Raw genomic sequence first — 19,923 nt, 5'->3', positions numbered from 1 at the left:
ACTGACTTGAAAGGGCGCAATGCGCCCTTTTTTATTTGAGTTTAACAGGCTGAATACAAAAGAAAGACTGCTCGATTTGCCTATCTTGGTTGATGCGTACAAAATATGAAAACCTACTCAAGGAACAAAACAACAATGAAATCTCGATACCTCTTTCCAACATTAATTACCCTACTCAGTTTTTGGCTGATGCCAACCCAAGTCTTTGCAACACAAAACAACTCGGAGCAACAACTTCAGGCCGGCTACTATCACTTTCAAATCGGCAGTGTACCTGTGATTGCTTTATCCGATGGAACAATGAAACTCAATACGAGCCTATTGAATGCACCAGAGGATAAAGTCGCTCATTTACTCAAGCATGCTTATGCAAAAAACCCGATCGATACATCAGTGAATGCCTATTTGATTTTACTCGGGCAAAAACGAGTACTCATTGATGCAGGGACAGGACCGCATTACGGGCCGACACTGGGTAAATTACCAATCAGCTTAAGTAATGCAGGCTTTAAACCAGAAGACATTACAGATATTTGTATTACTCACATGCACCTCGATCATATCGGTGGAATGACGAAAGATAAAAAACGGGTCTTCCCCAATGCGACTATTCATATTGAAAAACAGGAGTTCGAATTTTGGACTTCTCAGAGCGAAAAAGAAAAAGCACCAAAAGCACTTCAACAACGTTTCACAAAAGCAACACAAGTGCTGATGCCTTATAAAGAAGCAAATAAAGTCGCATTGTTTGACGGTAAAAAGCAGCTGTTTGATGGATTAACTGCGATACCAATGCGAGGACATACACCAGGCCACAGTTTCTATCAGTTACAAAACGATCAGGATAAACTTATGTTTTGGGGAGACATTATGCATGTTGCCCCTGTACAGTTTTCAAAGCCGGATATCACCATCAAATTTGATATCAATCCGAAGGCCGCTGCGCCAAAACGCATAGAGGCTTTTCTTGATGCAGCAAAAACAGGGTTTAAAGTTGCACCAACACATTTATCTTTTCCAGGGGTTGGACAAATTAGACAAGACGGTGACCATTATCATTGGTATCCCATCCTATATACGAATGATGCTACCCCTCAAACTTAAATATGGATCACGTCATGATAAATACAAATAAAGTACACGCAGGTAGTCTATTTGAAAGCATTGAAGTGTCGACACTTGATGGCTCTACGATCCTGTTAGGTGAACCCGAAGACGGGTATTGGCAAGCCATTTTTGTCTATCGCGGACAACATTGCCCATTATGTACAAAATATCTCAATGAAATCACCGACTATATAGCAGAGTTTGAACAAGCAAAAGTGAAAGTCGTTGCGGTATCCGCAGACTCCAAAGCCCAACTCACTTCTCACTTGGAAAAACTTGAAATTAATTTTCCCATTGCCTACGGGTTAACCCTAGCTCAAATGCAGGCCTTGGGTGTTTATATCTCGCACCCAAGGTCAGCTCAGGAAACAGATCACCCCTTTGCAGAACCTGGCGTATTTATTATTAATGAAAAGAAAGAATTGCATGTCGTAGATATTTCGAATAACCCATTTGTTCGACCTGAGTTGAGTGCATTATGCAGAGGTCTTGCTTGGATCAAAGATCCGGACAATCACTACCCTATTCGTGGAACGTATCAATAAAACGTATAAAAAAACCAAAAAGTTAGCACTTTAGGGTTAATTGAGTCATTTTTCATTCAAAAAACTGTAATAAACTTCCACTAATGTAGCTGGCAATAATCTATCAAGGAGATTTGATATGCCAGCTCAGTCGATAAGAAATAAGATTTACATATTCAGTACACTCTTGTGGTTTAGTTTTTCTCCAGTTTGTTTAGCCAAAATAGAAAATCATCACTGGGAAAATGAAACAAAACCACTATTTATCTCTCATGATGGTCAGTCAGTGACAGACCTAGAGACAAACATCTATGACTACAATATCATTCGCCCAACTGAAGAGTCACAAAACACTTTTTCTTATCGTCAAGCCATCGTACAAGGCTTGATTGATGCGAAATTGCGGCATATGGAACGTCTGTTTAGGCAAATGGAGTACTGGCAAGTCCAAAAAGTCGATGAAGATAATCAGTATCCCTCACGGATTGATACGCTTTACCAAACTTATACGATCAAAAAGACTGAAGCCGATCTCACTTGTGAGCTTCCTTGGTGGAACCTTCCTGGTCTAATTGCTTGCCCTATCCTTCAAAGCCAAAAAAATGCAGCATACGAAACCTATGACGCTTTGAAAAAAGAAAGAGAAGACAGAATTGCAGTCACCAAAGCCATGATTGCCCATGCAAAAGGTTCACAGTGGCATCAGTTACATCAACTTTGGGCCAACAATGATAAAACTCATTTTGTTGCTTTACTCAGAGAAGAAAGTCAATCACTTGCTGAGCTTAAATCACTCAAAAATGGGTACGAGAATAGTGTTGAAGCAGACCACAAAGCCTATCTCAAAGCCCTTCAAGATTATATGGAAGAAACATCACCAGAAAATGTGCTACTCCATGCAGTTGAAGACATCCCCCTTATAGGACCAGAGGTTCGACATATTGCGGAATATGCTAACCATCCGAATAGTAAAAACCTCCGCAGAATGTTACTTGGGCTTGCAGGCCCTGTGGGAGAAGCTGTCGAGGGTGGTATAGAGCTTGCAACTGAAGATTCAGCCCTTAGCCCCGGTACACGTCAATTTTTGCACGATGTACTCACTGACCTGAATGAAGACCATACCGTCGGGGAAGCACTGGAAGATATTGTGTCCGATGCTATCAATGATCTCGGCGATGAGGTGATAGAAAGCATTCGCCAAGCTGGGTTATGGCGCGAAAATAATCAAGAAATAGAGGTACTCAAGATCCCTTATGATGGCATCGTTGATGTCCGTGCTCAAAGTGATACTGTACCTTATGATCCTTGGCGCGCAGGTTTTGACAGTGCTGAAAGGTTCCGGTCCAAATTCAAGCCTGCCAATGTTCAATATCTTCGTGATGCCATCAATCCACTTAGCTTTGAATTGCCTTCAATGGATAGTCTAATCTCAGCAAGCCATAGCTCTCACTTTTTACAGTCCCTCGAAGCAATTTTTACGCATAGTTTTGGGCAAGACTTTACGCATGCAGCAAAGCAAAATCCAACTTATCAACATTGGACAAAGGCTGAGATCACTCAAGAGATCTATCAAGTGATTGTAGATCCTGCCTATGAAGCACAACGAATTGCTTACTGGGTCAGCTCTGATGTCCTCGGCCAACGACCTGCTGGGCTTTTGTATGATAACAATCATGCCATGATAGTTTTAAATCGTGACCTTGTTGACTCACAAGAGGAAGATATCGCGAAGTTTTACTACGAAGAGCTTGGGCATATGGTCAATTGGTGGCGTTGTAAAATTTTTGAGGTTGATATAAGCCATTGCGCTGTCCAAGGTGATGCAGGCGCTCGCTTTCGAGATGCCGTGTTAGTTGAAACGTCGTTACATCAGACTTCTTTTGAAAATCTTTTAACACACCTGCCCAGTCATGAAGCTGTTGATCGTGTGGCAGTGAAATTCGCAAATAATACTTTTGCTGAACTGGAAGGTTGGCCCAATTACTACACAATCAATGATCATATTGCCGCAGGCGGAAAATTCAATTTCTTGATGCGCCTTGGTTTAGATGTTACCAGCGAAGAATTGCAATTTATTAGTGATGAAATCGATCTGGAAATTGCCATCTCAACGCCTAGTCCAGCGATGAAAGGCAATCCATGGAAACAATCAGAGAATAATTATTGCCAAACTGATGAACAAACAGACTGTAATATGCCAACCATGTGGGTTTCGGTTGCTTTTCGTGATGCGATAAAGATGTCAGTAGCAAAGCTTCCACAAGTTAAAAATAGCCAATTCTCCAAAACTGGTTTTGACCTTTCCCCACGTCTTGTTCGTAAGCATGCAGGAAAGCTACCTTTCCAACTCCAATCAGTGAAGAGTACACAATGGAAGTACCACTCTGATTTTAATATTTATGCCAAGAAGTTTACAGCTGGGCTAGAGTCTAAGCTCGACCTATGGAAAATGAGCCATGCAATTGCCAAGAAAAGCCCAAGTAAAATCCATAAACCAGAAATCGCTTTAAAAGCAACACCTGCATCTGGGAGTTACCTTGTTGAAATAGCCACACGTGATAAAGCGGACTTTGCAGGATGGCTTGCCGCCGATATAACATCTAATGTCGCTGGATGTGCTGCGGGTTTTGCCATTGGTGTTGTCACGGAAGAAGACCCCGTTTTACTCTGCCATGGTGTTTCTGAGATGGCCGAGGCAGTTGAAACTGCATTTCAAGCACTGGATAAAAAACCGACCTTACTCTTTGAAGCAGATAGTAATGTCACGTTGCCAGTTTCTTTAGAGTACAAGTATGCAACAAGTGGAGAGAAATTATGGGGGAACTCACAACCTGGCCATACAGGTTACCAATCGGGTCGCGTTCTTTATCACAGAGATTCAGATACTGTGATTTCAGTTGATGAAGACAGTACAACTGGACTTGTGACCCACACAAGGCACCCGCAAATTAGCCAGTTAAAGTCTAAAGTGAGCCGTTCTATGTCCAAACTTGCTAAAAGCACGCTTTCACCCGTTGCAGTTTTCCGCTTCAGAATCGGTTTTGATTATGGAGAAAAAATTATGCAAGCAGGAGAGTACGAACTGCCCTCTGCCATTGTGGAAGATTAAATTGATATGTGAATGAAGCGGCTGTCCCATCAGTCGCTTCATATCCATAGGTCCATGCAATGAATGATTGCTATTCAACGTGTTGAACAGTGATTTGTTTGTCTGAAGCTTTTTGAAGTCTCTCTTTAATGACTTGGCCTATAAACTCTGCTGACATGCTCTCGATATCGATTTTGACGATTTCACTTTCCTTTAACAGCGCTGCTTCTTCTTGTTCAACGATTTCGACCCGGAATGGTCCTGACATATGATTTCCTCATAACGAATGAATTGCCCAATATTGAAGACGGAAAAATAAGCTTATTCAAACACAATGACTTGATTTCAGAAAAAGTTCATGATTCTGATCTGTTTACTGATAAACCGACTTTCATAGAAACGCTACCATAGCTCAATACGGATCAAAAGCGATTCATTTTATCACGGAGTAAAAATAATAAAATTGAGGGAATATGGGGGCGTCATGCCCCCGACTGGCTTAACTTTTTTTCTGATAAACGATCCCTGGATTACAGCGGAGCATGTTGTAATCGTCGCTGATCCCAGACATGGATTCTGAGGCACCAAGGAAAAGGTATCCGTTGGGATTCAAAGACTGCGCAAATTGACTGAGGATTTGCGCTTTCACTTCCTGAGAAAAGTAGATCAGGACGTTTCGGCAAAAGATGATGTCAAATTTGCCAAGTAACGTGTAACTGTCCAGAAGATTCATATGACGAAAGTTTGCCATCGTACGAATTTCGCGTTTCACACGCATCATTCCATTTTCCGAATCTTCAAAGAATTTATCTCGTCGTTCTGTCGAGAGACCACGTGCAAGTGCTAGCCCATCATATTCAGCCCCTTTACAATGATCCAGCATCGCATTGGAAATATCTGTCCCAAGGACACTGACATTGAGTGGACTACCTGGTTTAGAGGCTTTGTATTCTGCCGCCGTCATACAGATAGAATAAGGTTCTTGTCCCGAAGAGCTTGCTGCCGACCAAATTTTGACATTGCCACGCTTCGTTTCTTCCAATTCAGGAAAAAGCTTATTCTTGAGTAAGTCGTAAGGATAGTTATCTCGAAACCATAAGGTTTCGTTCGTTGTCATTGCATCAATAACAGCCGATCGTATTTGCCTTGAAGATGGACTCAAGGTTTTTTGGACTAACTCAGAGAGTGACGGCACATCAAAACGTGCCATAAGCGGAGCTAGGCGACTTTTTACAAGATACAACTTATTATCTCCAAGAACGATACCGCACTGTTGTTCTAGGAAATCTCGAAACTGATTATACTCAGCTTCATCGAGACGCTTATTTGCTGCCACAGAGATTATTCTCCAAAATTATTAATCATCGACACTCGTCCATTTTTTCACCGCTTCAGCCAACTCATCAGGCTGGAACTTCGCGATGAAGTCGTCCGCTCCTACTTTTTCTACCATTGCATGATTAAAAACACCACTTAAAGAAGTATGGAGGATGACATGAAGTGGATTCAAAATTGGATCTGCTTTAACTTCTGCCGTTAATGTATAACCATCCATCTCCGGCATTTCAATATCCGAAATCAGTAACCCAACTTTTTCAGTGACGGATTTTTGACAGTCACCTGAAATTTCTTTTAGAAAATCCAATGCTTCCCGACCATTTTTAACAAGCTCCATATGGAAGCCAAGTGGTTCTAAAGCTCTTTTCACTTGCGAACGTGCCACTGCTGAATCATCCGCAATCAGAATCAGTTTTTCGGTCACAGGCTCATCACTCAGCTCTGTGGCGACTTCTTCAGAAAGGCCGGAATCAGATGGATCAATTTCTTCAAGAATTTTCTCAACATCCAGGATCTCAACAAGCTCTTCATCAACTTCCGTGACAGCTGTCAAATAGCTGGAACGGCCAGAGCCTTGGGGTGGCGGCATGATTGCGCCCCAGTTCATATTAATAATACGTTCAACAGAATGAACAAGGAAGCCTTGGGCTGATCGGTTATATTCAGCAATTATGACAAAGCTATCCGTCAAATCTTCAGTACAGGAACCACCCACAGCCAAATTCAAATCAATGACCGAAATCGTTTGTCCACGAATATGGGCAATTCCTCTTACATAAGGATGACGCTTCGGTAAGATGGTCAATTGGGGACATTGTAGAACCTCACGCACCTTAAAGACGTTAATCCCAAAGCGCTGTCTTCCACTCAGGCGAAATAACAAAAGCTCGAGTCGGTTGGCCCCAACCAGTTGTGTTCGCTGATTTACTGAGTCTAAGATACTCGACATTTCTCACTCCGGCGTCATTTAGGAACGTTTCTTGCTTGCCACATTATTGTCTTTCTTATCAACCGAATTCCTACTGGCTGATACGATGGAATAAGTACGCGTATTGTCCTTAAAGGATAAACTGACGCGTGAATGAAACCTTGTTTATTAGATTAAGCATAGTCAAAACAGGCAAAAAATGGGTAACCTGAAAAAACACTTCTTCATTTTGATTCGACTCACCCTTATTCTGGGGGGTGGCATTATAGCAATTCCTGGCCAAGCTACAAATTTTAATGAAATAAAACAAAACCTTGTTTCAAGTGCCTCTGAATTTATTTATCAAGACTTATTATCCACACTTTCACCCGACCAGAAAGTCGAAGCCCAGGTTTACCCAATTGATAGCCGGATAAAACTCCCCAATTGTGAGAAGTTTTTGTTTCAGCAATCTGGAAAAACATCGAAAATCCAGCAAAAAATTACTTTAAAAGTAACTTGCCCAGCAACACCAAAATGGTATCTGTATATTACCGTCAAGCTACGCTGGATGGTTCACACATTAACGACAAAAACCATGTTGAGTCGTGGCGAAATAATCAGCTCAAATCATTTAATACTCACCCCTATTGATAAAATGTCGATGCGTGCAAGCCCGATTACGGACCCGAATTTACTCATTGGTGCGAAAACAAAGCGACGCCTTCCCCATGGCAAGCCAATCACGATGAAGGATATCTGCCTTGTTTGTAAGGGAGAAAGCGTTACAATTATTGCTGGAAATGCTAAATTTAGTGTAAAGGTTTCAGGTAAAGCTCTTGGTGATGGGACGAAAGGCGAATCCGTCTATGTCCAGAACTCACGTTCTGGTCGTAAAGTAAACGCTATTGTTCTAGCCCCTGGGATCGTTCAAGTGAAAATTTAATACAAGAAATTTTAAAAAAGACTAAAGTTTTTTGTTTTGGTGCCGTTAAGAAATCACAGTAAATACGATCTGAGTAGTGGAGTACGTAACAATGGCTATAAATATCAATCAGTTGAATACAGGCCAAAATTCGCAACAAGTTGCGAACAATAAGGCTGAGCAAAAACAGGCTCAACAACAAAATGTGCAACAACAGTCACAGCAGGCGCCAAGCGCTCCGCGCCAGGATTCTGTCTCGTTGACGCCAAATGCACAACAGTTGACGAAGTTACAGCAAAAAGCAAATGATGCACCGACAGTGAATCAAGAAAAAGTTGCCAATATCAAAAAGGCAATCGCTGAAGGTAATTACTCAATTAACCCTGAACGACTAGCAGCGAAGATCGCTCAGTTCGAAAAGGACCTTTTTGAATAAGCAATGAATAGTACAGCCATTCTCAGATTGTTAGACGAACAACTCGCACAATTGACACAATTGGGCGAGTTGCTCATTTTAGAACGGGAAAAAATCATTTCTCGTGAAGTCGAGCTTCTCGAAGAAGCCATTCAAAACAAAATCGTATTACTGGACCAAATTCAAACCAAAGATCAAGCACTCGCTCCCCTCTTAAGCGACATCATCATTGAAGGTGAAATCAAAGACAAAATTTCTGATGTACAAGCCAAGATGCAGCACTGCCAAGAAGAAAACGAAGTGAATGGCATCATGATAGAAGAAAACCAAAAAATGATGAACCGCCTGCAAAGCATGCTCCTCGAAGCACAAGGCAGAACACGCGGCATGACCTACGATAAAGCAGGAAAAGCAAGGGTCAATCCTTCCAATAAAGGTGTCAAAGCTTAAAATCGATCGATTTCTCGTTGAACTTTTTCTCAGATTGCCATGCTCATTTCTAAATGATCATGCGGCTTTCCCTCACAAAGAATCAGGATCCCCTAATAATAAACCGCACGCTTAAATTTCTTCGGCCTAGCTGTGGAGACATAAATGTCATAAACACGTTGAAAGTCGAGTTCCAGCTCCGTTGTATACACATTTTCAACGGCATAGCTTTTCACCACTTTCGCACCCCGAACAATACCTCGAACAGAAGCCTTGAGTTTTTCATCACGAACGATCAATTCTCTCAACTCTGTATCTGCGTCAATTTTCTGACCATAAACCTGTTCTGCCAGCTCTCGGTAAGCATTCAGTTTTGATGCTCGGATAGCTTTAAGCAGTTTTTGCGTATCCGTATTCCCCCGCTGCTCTTGAATTGGTGCGTAACCAACAGCGCGTAAGATGGGATATTCATCTGGCTTTTCGTGCTCCCACTCCACATGCTTATCAAAAACCTGTGTACATCCGACCAATTGAGTCAGCATCAAAACTATCGACAAAAATACTATCCACAAATTGAGGTGCTTCGCTTTTAACATTGTATACTCCACAACAATGACTCTTCATATGGCATTTTCAAAGCAAATTTCGGGCCGAAAAATGTTTAATGATGAAAAACTTTTAAATTGGTATAGGAAATGCATAAACCAGACCAATGAGAGAGGAGTCAAAATTATGAATTGTCGCAGTTCGCTTATGCCTGCCCTATTGGTTCTGTTGTTCAGCTTCGTGAGTTATTCAGCTTCTGCCGAGTGGTATGAAACAACAGGGGAAGCCATCATCTACGATGGTGATAAAGAAACTGCCCGGGAAAAAGCGATCCGCGATGCCTTTAAGCAAGCTTTATTACTTGCTGGTGCGTCTGTCACATCTCTTCAGGAAGTGACGAATGGTCTGCTCACACAGGATACGCTGGAAGTTCGCTCTTTTGGGAGTGTGCGGGATTTTCAGGTATTACATGAAACCTATTCTGAGGACTTGTATCAAATTACTATCCAGACGGATATTTTCCCCGAAGAGAGACTTTGCCGCTCCCAAGAGTTTAAAAAAACGGTTTCCATTGAATCCATTCACCTGGCAAACCGCGAGCAAGCTCGTGTAGGCAACCTGTTTAGCCTACCCAAATATCTAGGCAATGCGATAACAGAACAGTTTCGCCAATTCGCAAAGTATGCCGTACTACTCAATCCGAAGCATTATCCAGCAGCCAGTTATCGCTTGAGGTTTACCATCGATGACATCAGCCTGGATAAAGAAGAAACGAACAAGTGGTATATATGGCAGGATAAAAAATATGATCGTTTTTTCCGGATGACTGTTTCCATGATGCCTCATGATTCCGAAGAAGTGATCTTTAATCAACAATTTTCCGGCCGCGCACCTTGGACTCAGGATATCTATAGCAATATCGATTTACGCAGTGGTGCTTTTTGGAATTCTGCGTATGGCCGCGAGATCACCCGCAGTGTCGAAAACACGATCCGTGGTGTCGATGATGTCTTGATGTGTCAGTCCATTCGCGGAACCGTTCTTAAAGTCTTGGCAAACAACCGAGTCAGTATTGATTTAGGATCGATTCATGGCGTCAATAAGGGTCAGCTACTCTACCTGATGCATAATGCCGACTTTATTGACCATGAAGGCAAAAAATTGCCACGACATATTACAACGAATAAAGAATTTGAGATTGAACAGGTCTACACAAACACCGCAATTGCTCGGACAGTAGGAAGTAAGTTTCTTGGTAATGTTCAGGTTGGTGACTATCTTGTGGATCAATAATCTTATGAATCAAGAATTACTCTGAGTATTCACAGACTTCTAAAGAGTATTAAAAGCTTTGCAAGAGGTAGCGAAAAGCCACCTCTTTTTAATTGCTCAATGATTTATGGAAGAAGGCTAAATGTTTTTACTTACTAAAATAAAATCTGTAGTTTTCCTAGTAGGTCCATTATTTGTAAACAGCTGACACCCATCCGTACTCGTACTCAGACTGACACTTTTTTCATGGGTGTTTAGCTCTTGAAAACCAACCTGAGCTTTACTCAAGTCAGCATTTGCATCACCTAATATGGTAATGTCATGGTTTGGGAATTCAGCAATAATGTCCTTAAAAGCTTGATTAATATGATTATAATTCAATCCACTTGTTAGGTGAACATTCACAATAAGCTCTTTTTTACCGTCAATATTTCTATCTGCTTCAATCGCTAAATATCGTCCCTCGTTTCTTATCTCATTTCCTTGTCGATCTTTATGCCTGCTCACTAAGTTATCAATTGACTTTAACTGTAACGGCTCAGAGGGATGGCTGTATTTACTAGTATCAAGAAAAATAACGTTCGCAAAACTCTCTCGTCCAGCTTTCGCAGCAATAGCTTGATGATAAGCAGGCTTGATATCTTTAATTCTATCAATTTCTTTCATGCTTGCTTCTTGTATACCAACAATGCCATCATTACCTGGTGCATCTAAAAGTTTCTCGATATGCTCCAACTGTAGAGAAAATCTTTGTGACTGCTCTGATGACGATTCTCTGCCTTTCATAAAGCCATTCATTGTTCCCGGAGCCCAAGCATTCCAAGTTGTTCTACCTTCTTTTTGAAACGAAAGGTGATCACTTAGCTTTTTACTAATCTCATCCGTTACTCTGTTGATACTATCAAGTTGGTTTTCAGTTGAAGCTCTGACAACATTCGAGCCTTGGATAGGAAACATATTTACCTCTCAGAATTTTAAACATTGAGGCCAGTAGTGGGGACATTATTTCGATATATAGAATCCAATACGATCTCCCAGAATACTGCTCCAAAAGTTTTCATATATAACGACCCCGCCTTGATATAATTTCTTCATATGCCAAATCCATTAATATCTTCCGGAAAAGCATGAAGAAAAAATTACATCCAAGAAACCACTTAAGTAATAAGTAATTTGAGTCATTACGGCTAATACTTCTCCCACAATCCTTTTATTAGTAACCAGAAATAATGAAAAAGTTCTATTTTATCTAACTTCCTAATATTTAATTGCCAAACTAAAGGTTGCCATCTTCCGGAAATCCGCACTGTGTGTACGAATCCTGCCTTGAGAAGAAGAGAAGAAGCCAAGAGGAAGTTTCCTTTTTCGTTGAGCCGATGTGTGCTGATTGCACCTCGTTTATCAACAGGTAAACGCGCTGTTTGTTGCCACTCATTCGTAAGAGTTCTTGAATAAACCACCACACTCGGCGAGTCTGCAATCATGAGTGTGTTCCCGTCCCCACTCACCGCCATTGCCTGTCCAAAAAGCTTTGGTGCAGTCATACCCACCGGATTCGAAAGCACCTGTGGTGTATCAAGCTTGTCGAATGCATAGTAAAGTACCACCGCCACAAGCAACGAAAATGGAAGAACTAAGGAGTACACATGCAAGTTTGTTCTTTTTCATGACCTACGTAAAAAACCTGAGGTACATACTAAAGGACAAAACTGAATGAAAACCAAATACAAAAAATGAACAAATCAAACGAAATGATCGCCTATATCATTCAGATATCAGCGGACATGAACCATTCATCACGCTTGCTGTGGCGCTTGTGGTAAGGTGGTTGTTTCCTGACGGTTTAAGGCATATAGCATCCACAATGCGAGTACAGCGCTGGAGATTGGTAATGCCAGCCAAACACCATCTACTGCATATTGTGAAGCCATGCCAACCAGAACCACTGGGAAAAGAAGAATTTTACCCATCGTCAAAATATTTGCATCTTTGACTTGATTGACTGACTGAAAATACGCTGCGCCAACTAAGACAAGTCCTTCAAATGGTATCCCCCAGAAATATAATGTCATCCCATGAAGTGTCGGCGGGATAAGCGCTTGGTTATCTCCAGTGAATAACCGCACGGCGTATTCTGGAAACGCATAAAGCACAAAAATAGACAGACCAGAGACGAATATCGTGACAGCAAATGCTAGATTTCGAACTTGTTTCACACGATGATGAAGCCCTGCCCCAGTATTAAAACTGGTGATTGGCTGGATCCCAAGTGCAATTCCTTGAAAAACAAAATAAAACAGTGCCTCGATATAGCCAACAACACTATAAGCAGCCAGATGGATCGACTGCCCTACCCAAAGAAAAGCTTTACTGTGAAACAATAAAACGAGGGAGATATACAAAGTCATCAGAAGGCTCGAAAAACCCAACCTTAAAATATCCTTGCTGGTTGACCAGCATAAAGATAGCGTCTTCAAGCTGAGCCTTAAGCGGGTTTTCCCCCAGAAGAAATGAGACAAAGCAAGGACGGCGGTGATCGCCTGGGAAAGCATCGTCGCGACAGCAGCGCCGGAGAGTTCGTAAGGAAAGACAACAATAAATAACCAGTCGAGGATCACATTCATCACCCCGCCGATAATCAAGATCCAAGTCACCATGGCTACTTGACCATCATTGCGAAGGATGGATGTAAAAGCCATAGAAATGACAGCAAATCCCCCCATCGCAAAATACCAAAACAGGTAATCCACCCCCATGGTCAGCACCTTTCCTTCTGCGCCAATCCATTTCAGCAACCACCCACCACCACCGATTCCGACAACAGCCAATAAAACAGAAAAAACGAGACACAAACTAAACGAAACGCCGATGACCTTTCGTGCTTTGGCTATTTTCTCTTCTCCTAAATATATCGAGACCAGTGTTGCACCACCCATACCAATCATGGAGCCAACCGCATAAAGCACAGCACCAATTGGATAACCAAGAATGATCGCCGCGAGTCCATCTTCACCAAGGACATGACCGATAAACATCCCATCGATTGCACTGTAAATGCCAGTCACGACCATCGCGGCGATCGTCGGAATGGTGTAGCGCAAAAAGAGCCTGAAGATACTCCCTTCTCTTAACGCCTGATCTTGTTCAGTACGCTCTGATGACATGGCCACCCTCTAAAAAACAAAAGCGGAGAAAATTCTCCGCTAAATCTGAGGCATTAAAACGAATTCATTGATTGAATTCAAGTCTGACACGCCCGATTGTTTATAAATCAGGTCAACGGCATCGTCTAAGAATCAGTCACAACATCATTCTTATTCCATTGTGTCTTGATAACTTCAACGAGTTTTTCACGACCCCATTGAACACTGTAGGTCAGAACCATCATCACAGGGGCGAGTGCCAACACCTGTACACCAGTTAACGTGCTATACCCCACAATACCCATTCCCCAGCATACAAGAACCCATTGCGTGATATATAAAGATGTCACACGTTGGCTACTGTAGCGCATAAAAGCGTAGAATCGAGGACAGTCATATTGATGGACCAGTTTATTCATCAACCATAGTATCGGAAGGTTAAATCCAGCGAGGTAGATAATACCGCCTGCGCCTGTATGGAAAAAATCACCAAAATGGTATTTGAAGTCATAGACACACAAAGCAACACCAAGTGGGATCATCACGAGGGAATATTGCAACATTCTGCGATACATAAGCGTTTCGTTTTTACCACTTTCAACGTAAAGCTGACCAAAAAACATTCCCACGAGAATACAAGAGATCCAAGGGAAGACAGGGAAATAAACGTTGTATTGATTGCCCCAAAGCAGATCGAAAACATAATCCACACCTGAGATCCCAAGTCGAAAACCACTCAGCTCTTTTGCCGAAAAAGCAATGATCACAGCAATCACTAATAAAAAATATTTGTTCTTTACAAAGTGACGGACAAAAGCGAGCAATAGAAGAGAAAAACCAGCAAGTTGTAAAACATCCCCTGTGAGTAATAAATACCGCAATTGCTCGAAAGATAAAGGAGAATTCCAGCCATAGGCCCCAATAAAGTTTTCTGGCATCGTTTTAAAAACAAGAATGGGCACCAGAAACTTCAATGCATTCATCATATAGCCTAAGCCTAGCAACACGCAGCCACGGAAAATAATAGCTTGCATTGTCACTTTTCGTGACAACATGAGGGAGACGCCCATCAACACTAAAAAAGCTGCGGTATTTTTACCCATGACATGGATGACTTGTCCAATCATGGATTCAGTTTGAGTAAATTTATCACCATACATCCAAAGGGTGTGGATCAAAATCATAATTACGACGGCAAGACCACGGCCAATATCCATTGCCAACAGTCGGTTGTTTGGTGTGTTCATCTTGTAGGTACCTTTATTATTTTTCATAACGGCGCCTTGTCTGCCATCTCACAAGGCACCTTGTCTTTTATAAGTATTAAGATTGAAAAGGTGCAACCGGGTTATCCAGATTTCCGGCAAACTTTAGGCTGTTCGCAGGATCCGTCAAGTCGACCATTTGTAGGTTATTCCCCAGTTGCAGGCGGTTGAGACAAGACAATGCAAACTCCGGTGCAAACAAGTCAAATTTGTCGAACTGCTCTTGAAGGTGTGGATGAGTTTTCTGATATTCTCGGATCACTTCTGCCACACATGCCCAGAATTTCTCTTGTGGATATTCCATCTCAGCATACAGAATCTGCGATAGATAACGGAAAATACCATCAAAGACGTCCGTAAAAATAGACAACAGACGGATATCATCAGGTACTTCACATGCGATCCGCTGGACAAGTTCCGGTAGCGATTCGCTCGTATCCATTAAGCAAACTTCTTCTCCAATATCTTTCATGATCGCCCTGACTGGGACATTGTTTTCAAATTGCAGGATCAGGTTTTCGCCATGAGGCATAAATACCAACTGATACTGATAGAAACAATGGAGTAATGGCTTCATATACACTGAGAAGTACTGCTTCAACCATGCATCCGTCGTTAAACCAGAGGAAGTAATCATCGCTGGTAAGACGCCATCACCATTTGGATCAACATGAAGTAATGACGCCATGGTCATTAATCGCTCACCTTCTTTTAAGCGATTCATCGGGTTTTCTCGCCACAATGCAGAGAGCATCTTATTATATGGGCTGTTGCCAATGGCTTTATGCTCATAATAAGGCTGGCGATACCCAACTGCGGCAAGCTCGCGGATCACTGAGAAGCCAACCTCTTCAAAGTATGCATCACTTTGAATCAGTTCATACACCCAGTCATTAATCGCTGGTGTTGCACTCATATAATAAGCAGACAAACCACGCATAAAGCCCATATTCAGAATCGACAGGGCTGTCTTTACATAGAACTTGCTTGGGTTGCTGATATTGAAGAAGGTACGGATCGACTGCTGGGCAAAATATTGGTCCTCACCATAACCAACACAAATCAGATCTTTTGCGGCAATATCAGATGCAAAGATATGTACGAGCTTGTTAAACCACTGCCAAGGATGTACCGGGATCAACACATAATCTATTGGATCCGCACCTGCATCACGGATCTGCTGATTAAAATGTTCACGCAAAGTGATATCAAGTTCCTGCTCAAAAAGAGCATCGTAGCTGATATCTTCTGCAACTGAGAAATGTGCGCGACGTTGATGTGCAGCGACCCAGATCAGCTGCATTGGGGATGCTGCTTCTGGGGCATACTGCACATAATCCTGGGCATCAAAACCAATCCGTCCATTATTCGCGATAAAGGATGGATGACCTTCGCTCATGGATGTTTCGACTTCCTGAAACGTTGCCTTCGTCAGCGCTTCTGCGGTTAAAAAGTCTTTTTCTTCTTTAAACGCTGCACTATAAAGTGTGCTCGAGATTTCTTCCAAGTAAATTGGCAATTTATCCTGTGCTATTTTCAGCGTCGGTGCGAAGTCCAGTACAAAGCGAACAGAGTCCAAATTCACCTGTTCACCTTGCTCATATTTCATGATGCTTTGTGCGTCAATATACCAGTGGTTTAACGCCATGATCTGAGCATTAAACAAGTAATGCACATCTGGGTTGTCTGTCTCTAAACGGAAACTTTGCCATTGGTCGACTTCACCAATTTTTTCCGGTGTGATCACGCGTTCATGCGCTAATTCGGAAATTGCCTTGCGAACATGGTATCGATTCACTTTCGCCCATACGTCCGGCTTGATAACTTCAACTGCTTGTTGCGGCGTCAGCTGTGATTGAGATGACGTTGATTGGAATGACGCTGATTGGAATGACATAGAAGACTGCTCCTGTAACAATGCAAGGGCATACTGTTGTTTCGTACAAAATGCTAAATATGCAGTTTTTTCACCCATCTGGATCACACGTTCATGATGGAAACCTGCGCGCTTATTTAAGGTATGGATCTTATGGTTTCGGTGATCGGGCTCTACAACCACCCGCTTCACATTCGGAAGTGAAAACACAAAGTCCATGACAGAACAAAAAATGTGATAACTGAAATTTGGAATTTTCTGCTTCGGTGGTGCAAGAAGGATATGCATCCCCTGGTCACCTGGTTGCACATCATAGTGCTCACCCACCTGATCATGCTTCGGGTCATAACATTCAACCAGAAATGCAGGTTCACCTTGATAAAAACCAAGATAAGCCAATGAATGACCGCTTTGATTTAAGTTCTGATAAAAATCAGCAATCTCGTCAAATGAGCTTTCAAGCATCCCCCAATAATGAGCATAAGATTGATTCAGCCATTGCTGGATCGTTTGAATATCGTCAGGAACATACAGCGGACGAAGTTGAACTTCTCCAAGTCCCTCGATTATTTTTGAAAAAGAGACATCAGCCATCGGTCGCTTCCTTCATCGGTAAAGATTGTGGTGCTGGTTTGACAAAAAGGATGTAGAACATCAGCGCAGTCACAGCACATCCAATTGCTGCCGTGTAAAAGGTCATTTGATAATCAAATTGTCGAACAAGGATGCCAACTGTAAAGGATGAGAGCAACACCCCCACATTCTGGAATAAATGCAACTTACTAAAGTCGCTTGCATAGTTTTCAGGTTGACTAACTTCAAAGAGCAACAGTTCGAGTCGGACTGTGATCTCATACAACGCCCAGCCAAAGAAAACACGACCCAAAATGACCACTGTCCAGTTATCCACTGACTGAAGCATCAATCCTGAAATACACAGGACAAATGCCAGTAATATCCGCTGTCTGTGTGGTACTTCTTTCTTCTTGAAATGTCCCCAAAGTAAACAACCCAGTGCCATCCAACCAACGATGGAATAGACAATCCCAGTGAGTACCTCACTTTGAGACCCCGTTGAGGCTTCCCAATAACTTGAAAAAAACGGACGGATCAGGAAGAAGCTAAAGTAAAACATCAGAGTTACAACCCCAAGCTTGAGCAGGAAATGACCCGCTTGATTGTCATCTGTCGTTTCCTGTGCACTTTTTTGTTCAACTTTAAACGGGAATTGAAATCGCCTGATGAGGTATAGGCTCAATATCACCTGTACTGCATCTCCACCAGCCATGATCAAATAGATATCTCTTGGATCGAGTACCTGGAGGGTAAAACCACCAAGCAATGCACCACCGATTGCACCAAAGTGCATCAGGACTGAAAATAAACCAACCACGCCAAGGTGTTTATCTTTCTCCTCCAATCTCAATACAAATGGATAGATCAGCAAGTAACTGGCCTTAAAAACCAGCATTGTTTGCGACACTATCCAAAACTCAATCAATGAAGTACTGAAGTAACACGCAAGGCCAAGACAGCCCGCTATGATTTGGGTATACACCCAAATGTGAACTTCATGAATGCGCTTTGCAATTTGCGCCCATAGTGGAAAGGTCACCATAACCGTAAAACAGCATGCGGCAATGTAATATCCAACATGTTCCGGCGCAGTGACACCAAATGCTTCTTGGAAAAACTGCGGATAGAAAGGAAGCAGCATGGTGTCACACACCACGCTGATGACCGTTAGGAAAATCAAACTGAATTTGAGATTCATACGGTCGCCTTCTCTTCAGAGACTTCTTCATCAAGTGCGCCAAAATGCTGGAAAGCAATTTGAGTTTCGATTGGATAATGCTCAGCACCGGTGATCTCACGGATCAGCCAAGAGTTTCGATAGCATGCCATTCCAAGATCAGGCGTCACAAAACCATGCGTATGTAACTCAGCATTCTGGATATAAATTTCTTTTCCTTCTTTATCGATACTGTAGTTACGATGCGTATCAAAGCGACCATGATCGTCCCAACGGATGCGTTGGCTAATGCCAGACAGGAAGTCTGGCAGCACATAATGGTAACCAGAAGCGAGAACCAAACCTTCCGTCTTCATCGAGAACGCTTTTTCCTGTTCATGATGATAAAACGATAATGTCACCGTCTCACCATCACGGGACATATCTGTCAGCTCCGTATTCGTAAGAAGATTAACCTTAGGCTCACAAGAAAGTCGTTTCGTGTATAGCAAATCGAAAATATCATTGATCAGTGTGCTATTGATTCCTTTATACAAATGCTTTTGATTACGCAGTAAGCTTTCACGTTTTTCTGACTTCAAGTCATAAAAATAATCGACATATTCAGGCGAGGTCATTTCCAGTGTGAGTTTGGTGTATTCCAATGGGAAAAATCGCGGGGAACGCGTCACCCAATTCAACGTATAATCGTATGTGTCGATGTCCTGAAGCAGGTCATAGAAAATCTCAGCTGCACTCTGACCACTGCCAAGAACGGTGATGGACTTTTGCTTTTGAAGCTGCGCTTTCTGATCCAAGTAATGGGAAGAATGAACGGTCTTCTCAACCACGCCTTGTGTACATTCTGGCAAATATGGGATCGGTCCGGTACCGAGAACCAGTTTATCTGCCGTATATTCAATCGATTCGTTGGTCTTGGTACATATAGCAGCAATCATGTAACGTTTTGCTTGCTCATCATAAGCAACATGCTCAACAAGCGTGTTAAATCTCAGGTTGCCCAATTGCTGAGTCGCCCACTGGCAATATTGATTGTACTCTTTTCGCATTAAGAAAAAACTTTCACGAATATAGAAAGAATACATCCGGCCTTGCTGCTTGATGTAATTTAAGAAGCTAAGCGGGTTTGTTGGATCCGCAAGCGTGACCAAGTCAGACATAAACGGTGTTTGCAACGTTGCATCTTGAAGCATCATCCCCGGATGCCAATCGAATCCTTCATTTTTATCCAGAAAAATTCCGTTGAGCCCGTCGATTGGCTCACTCAAGCTTGCGAGGCCTAGATTAAAAGGTCCAATACCAATACCAATAAAATCAAAATGTGCTGCACTCATC

Annotated in this window: 18 protein-coding genes; 7 read left to right on the top strand and 11 right to left on the bottom strand. The window is 42.2% G+C overall.

Going from position 1 to position 19,923, the window contains the following annotated elements; all coding sequences use genetic code 11:
- The first annotated feature begins 135 nt into the window (after positions 1-135).
- The 3 genes from C505_RS0110605 (at position 136) to C505_RS0110595 (ending at position 4,740) form a co-directional block, all read left to right on the top strand.
- Complete coding sequence (locus tag C505_RS0110605; RefSeq protein ID WP_018692597.1) at positions 136-1,104, top strand: MBL fold metallo-hydrolase; 969 nt, start codon at positions 136-138, stop codon at positions 1,102-1,104.
- A 14-nt stretch (positions 1,105-1,118) separates the two neighbouring features.
- On the top strand, positions 1,119-1,652 hold the full coding sequence (locus C505_RS0110600; protein ID WP_026317886.1) for a redoxin domain-containing protein: 534 nt from the start codon (positions 1,119-1,121) through the stop codon (positions 1,650-1,652).
- Positions 1,653-1,770: 118 nt separating this feature from the next.
- Positions 1,771-4,740, top strand: a complete 2,970-nt coding sequence (locus C505_RS0110595) for a hypothetical protein (RefSeq protein WP_018692595.1) — start codon at positions 1,771-1,773, stop codon at positions 4,738-4,740.
- A gap of 70 nt (positions 4,741-4,810) precedes the next feature.
- Here C505_RS0110595 and C505_RS24325 read toward each other — a convergent pair whose 3' ends face one another.
- From C505_RS24325 to C505_RS0110580, 3 genes are all read right to left on the bottom strand, one after another.
- Positions 4,811-4,987, bottom strand: a complete 177-nt coding sequence (locus tag C505_RS24325) for a hypothetical protein (RefSeq protein ID WP_018692594.1) — start codon at positions 4,985-4,987, stop codon at positions 4,811-4,813.
- A gap of 231 nt (positions 4,988-5,218) precedes the next feature.
- Positions 5,219-6,055, bottom strand: coding sequence for a CheR family methyltransferase (locus tag C505_RS0110585; protein ID WP_018692593.1), 837 nt, complete (start codon positions 6,053-6,055; stop codon positions 5,219-5,221).
- A 21-nt stretch (positions 6,056-6,076) separates the two neighbouring features.
- On the bottom strand, positions 6,077-7,006 hold the full coding sequence (locus tag C505_RS0110580) for a chemotaxis protein (protein ID WP_018692592.1): 930 nt from the start codon (positions 7,004-7,006) through the stop codon (positions 6,077-6,079).
- Between the two features lie 178 nt (positions 7,007-7,184).
- Here C505_RS0110580 and flgA point away from each other — a divergent pair, with 178 nt between their 5' ends.
- The 3 genes from flgA (at position 7,185) to C505_RS0110565 (ending at position 8,754) form a co-directional block, all read left to right on the top strand.
- Complete coding sequence (flgA, locus tag C505_RS0110575) at positions 7,185-7,910, top strand: flagellar basal body P-ring formation chaperone FlgA (protein ID WP_018692591.1); 726 nt, start codon at positions 7,185-7,187, stop codon at positions 7,908-7,910.
- 91 nt (positions 7,911-8,001) lie between these two features.
- A complete protein-coding gene (gene flgM, locus C505_RS0110570) occupies positions 8,002-8,325 on the top strand; it encodes a flagellar biosynthesis anti-sigma factor FlgM (RefSeq protein WP_018692590.1) in 324 nt (107 codons plus the stop codon).
- 3 nt (positions 8,326-8,328) lie between these two features.
- Positions 8,329-8,754: a flagella synthesis protein FlgN gene (locus C505_RS0110565; protein WP_018692589.1), complete on the top strand. Its 426-nt coding sequence runs from the start codon at positions 8,329-8,331 to the stop codon at positions 8,752-8,754.
- A gap of 92 nt (positions 8,755-8,846) precedes the next feature.
- Here C505_RS0110565 and C505_RS0110560 read toward each other — a convergent pair whose 3' ends face one another.
- Positions 8,847-9,329 carry an LPP20 family lipoprotein gene (locus tag C505_RS0110560; protein WP_018692588.1) on the bottom strand — a complete coding sequence of 161 codons (483 nt, stop codon included), beginning with the start codon at positions 9,327-9,329 and terminating at the stop codon, positions 8,847-8,849.
- 136 nt (positions 9,330-9,465) lie between these two features.
- On the opposite strand from C505_RS0110560, the gene C505_RS0110555 reads away from it, so the two are divergent.
- Positions 9,466-10,572 (top strand): flagellar assembly protein T N-terminal domain-containing protein, encoded by a 1,107-nt coding sequence (locus C505_RS0110555; RefSeq protein ID WP_169337034.1) that lies wholly within the window; start codon positions 9,466-9,468, stop codon positions 10,570-10,572.
- Between the two features lie 117 nt (positions 10,573-10,689).
- Here C505_RS0110555 and C505_RS0110550 read toward each other — a convergent pair whose 3' ends face one another.
- The 7 genes from C505_RS0110550 to C505_RS0110520 all read right to left on the bottom strand — a co-directional run bounded on the left by C505_RS0110550 (position 10,690) and on the right by C505_RS0110520 (position 19,922).
- Positions 10,690-11,508 (bottom strand): endonuclease/exonuclease/phosphatase family protein, encoded by an 819-nt coding sequence (locus C505_RS0110550; RefSeq protein ID WP_018692586.1) that lies wholly within the window; start codon positions 11,506-11,508, stop codon positions 10,690-10,692.
- Positions 11,509-11,738: 230 nt separating this feature from the next.
- Positions 11,739-12,197 (bottom strand): hypothetical protein, encoded by a 459-nt coding sequence (locus C505_RS0110545; RefSeq protein WP_040439750.1) that lies wholly within the window; start codon positions 12,195-12,197, stop codon positions 11,739-11,741.
- A 150-nt stretch (positions 12,198-12,347) separates the two neighbouring features.
- Positions 12,348-13,715 (bottom strand): MATE family efflux transporter, encoded by a 1,368-nt coding sequence (locus C505_RS22070; RefSeq protein ID WP_018692584.1) that lies wholly within the window; start codon positions 13,713-13,715, stop codon positions 12,348-12,350.
- Positions 13,716-13,840: 125 nt separating this feature from the next.
- Positions 13,841-14,968 (bottom strand): heparan-alpha-glucosaminide N-acetyltransferase domain-containing protein, encoded by a 1,128-nt coding sequence (locus tag C505_RS0110535; RefSeq protein ID WP_157368964.1) that lies wholly within the window; start codon positions 14,966-14,968, stop codon positions 13,841-13,843.
- Between the two features lie 49 nt (positions 14,969-15,017).
- Positions 15,018-17,429 (bottom strand): GNAT family N-acetyltransferase, encoded by a 2,412-nt coding sequence (locus tag C505_RS0110530; protein ID WP_018692582.1) that lies wholly within the window; start codon positions 17,427-17,429, stop codon positions 15,018-15,020.
- Entirely contained in the window at positions 17,422-18,609 is a 1,188-nt protein-coding gene (locus C505_RS0110525; protein ID WP_018692581.1) for an MFS transporter, read from the bottom strand. Before C505_RS0110525 ends, C505_RS0110530 begins: the two co-directional genes overlap by 8 nt.
- Positions 18,606-19,922 (bottom strand): lysine N(6)-hydroxylase/L-ornithine N(5)-oxygenase family protein, encoded by a 1,317-nt coding sequence (locus C505_RS0110520; RefSeq protein ID WP_018692580.1) that lies wholly within the window; start codon positions 19,920-19,922, stop codon positions 18,606-18,608. Before C505_RS0110520 ends, C505_RS0110525 begins: the two co-directional genes overlap by 4 nt.
- Position 19,923 lies beyond the last annotated feature (1 nt).

Origin of the sequence: Algicola sagamiensis DSM 14643 (genome assembly GCF_000374485.1) — a bacterium.
GTDB lineage: Bacteria > Pseudomonadota > Gammaproteobacteria > Enterobacterales > Alteromonadaceae > Algicola > Algicola sagamiensis.
Note: the sequence above shows the minus strand (reverse complement) of the source record. Positions and strands in the feature narration are given on the sequence as shown.

What these genes read in the sequence shown, in the direction of transcription:
- C505_RS0110605 (WP_018692597.1), top strand. Translation starts at nt 136, where the DNA reads ATGAAATCTCGATACCTCTTTCCAACATTAATTACCCTACTCAGTTTT.
- C505_RS0110600 (WP_026317886.1), top strand. Translation starts at nt 1,119, where the DNA reads ATGATAAATACAAATAAAGTACACGCAGGTAGTCTATTTGAAAGCATT.
- C505_RS0110595 (WP_018692595.1), top strand. Translation starts at nt 1,771, where the DNA reads ATGCCAGCTCAGTCGATAAGAAATAAGATTTACATATTCAGTACACTC.
- C505_RS24325 (WP_018692594.1), bottom strand. Translation starts at nt 4,987, where the DNA reads ATGTCAGGACCATTCCGGGTCGAAATCGTTGAACAAGAAGAAGCAGCG.
- C505_RS0110580 (WP_018692592.1), bottom strand. Translation starts at nt 7,006, where the DNA reads ATGTCGAGTATCTTAGACTCAGTAAATCAGCGAACACAACTGGTTGGG.
- flgA (WP_018692591.1), top strand. Translation starts at nt 7,185, where the DNA reads ATGGGTAACCTGAAAAAACACTTCTTCATTTTGATTCGACTCACCCTT.
- flgM (WP_018692590.1), top strand. Translation starts at nt 8,002, where the DNA reads ATGGCTATAAATATCAATCAGTTGAATACAGGCCAAAATTCGCAACAA.
- C505_RS0110565 (WP_018692589.1), top strand. Translation starts at nt 8,329, where the DNA reads ATGAATAGTACAGCCATTCTCAGATTGTTAGACGAACAACTCGCACAA.
- C505_RS0110560 (WP_018692588.1), bottom strand. Translation starts at nt 9,329, where the DNA reads ATGTTAAAAGCGAAGCACCTCAATTTGTGGATAGTATTTTTGTCGATA.
- C505_RS0110555 (WP_169337034.1), top strand. Translation starts at nt 9,466, where the DNA reads ATGAATTGTCGCAGTTCGCTTATGCCTGCCCTATTGGTTCTGTTGTTC.
- C505_RS0110550 (WP_018692586.1), bottom strand. Translation starts at nt 11,508, where the DNA reads ATGTTTCCTATCCAAGGCTCGAATGTTGTCAGAGCTTCAACTGAAAAC.
- C505_RS22070 (WP_018692584.1), bottom strand. Translation starts at nt 13,715, where the DNA reads ATGTCATCAGAGCGTACTGAACAAGATCAGGCGTTAAGAGAAGGGAGT.
- C505_RS0110535 (WP_157368964.1), bottom strand. Translation starts at nt 14,968, where the DNA reads ATGAAAAATAATAAAGGTACCTACAAGATGAACACACCAAACAACCGA.
- C505_RS0110530 (WP_018692582.1), bottom strand. Translation starts at nt 17,429, where the DNA reads ATGGCTGATGTCTCTTTTTCAAAAATAATCGAGGGACTTGGAGAAGTT.
- C505_RS0110525 (WP_018692581.1), bottom strand. Translation starts at nt 18,609, where the DNA reads ATGAATCTCAAATTCAGTTTGATTTTCCTAACGGTCATCAGCGTGGTG.
- C505_RS0110520 (WP_018692580.1), bottom strand. Translation starts at nt 19,922, where the DNA reads ATGAGTGCAGCACATTTTGATTTTATTGGTATTGGTATTGGACCTTTT.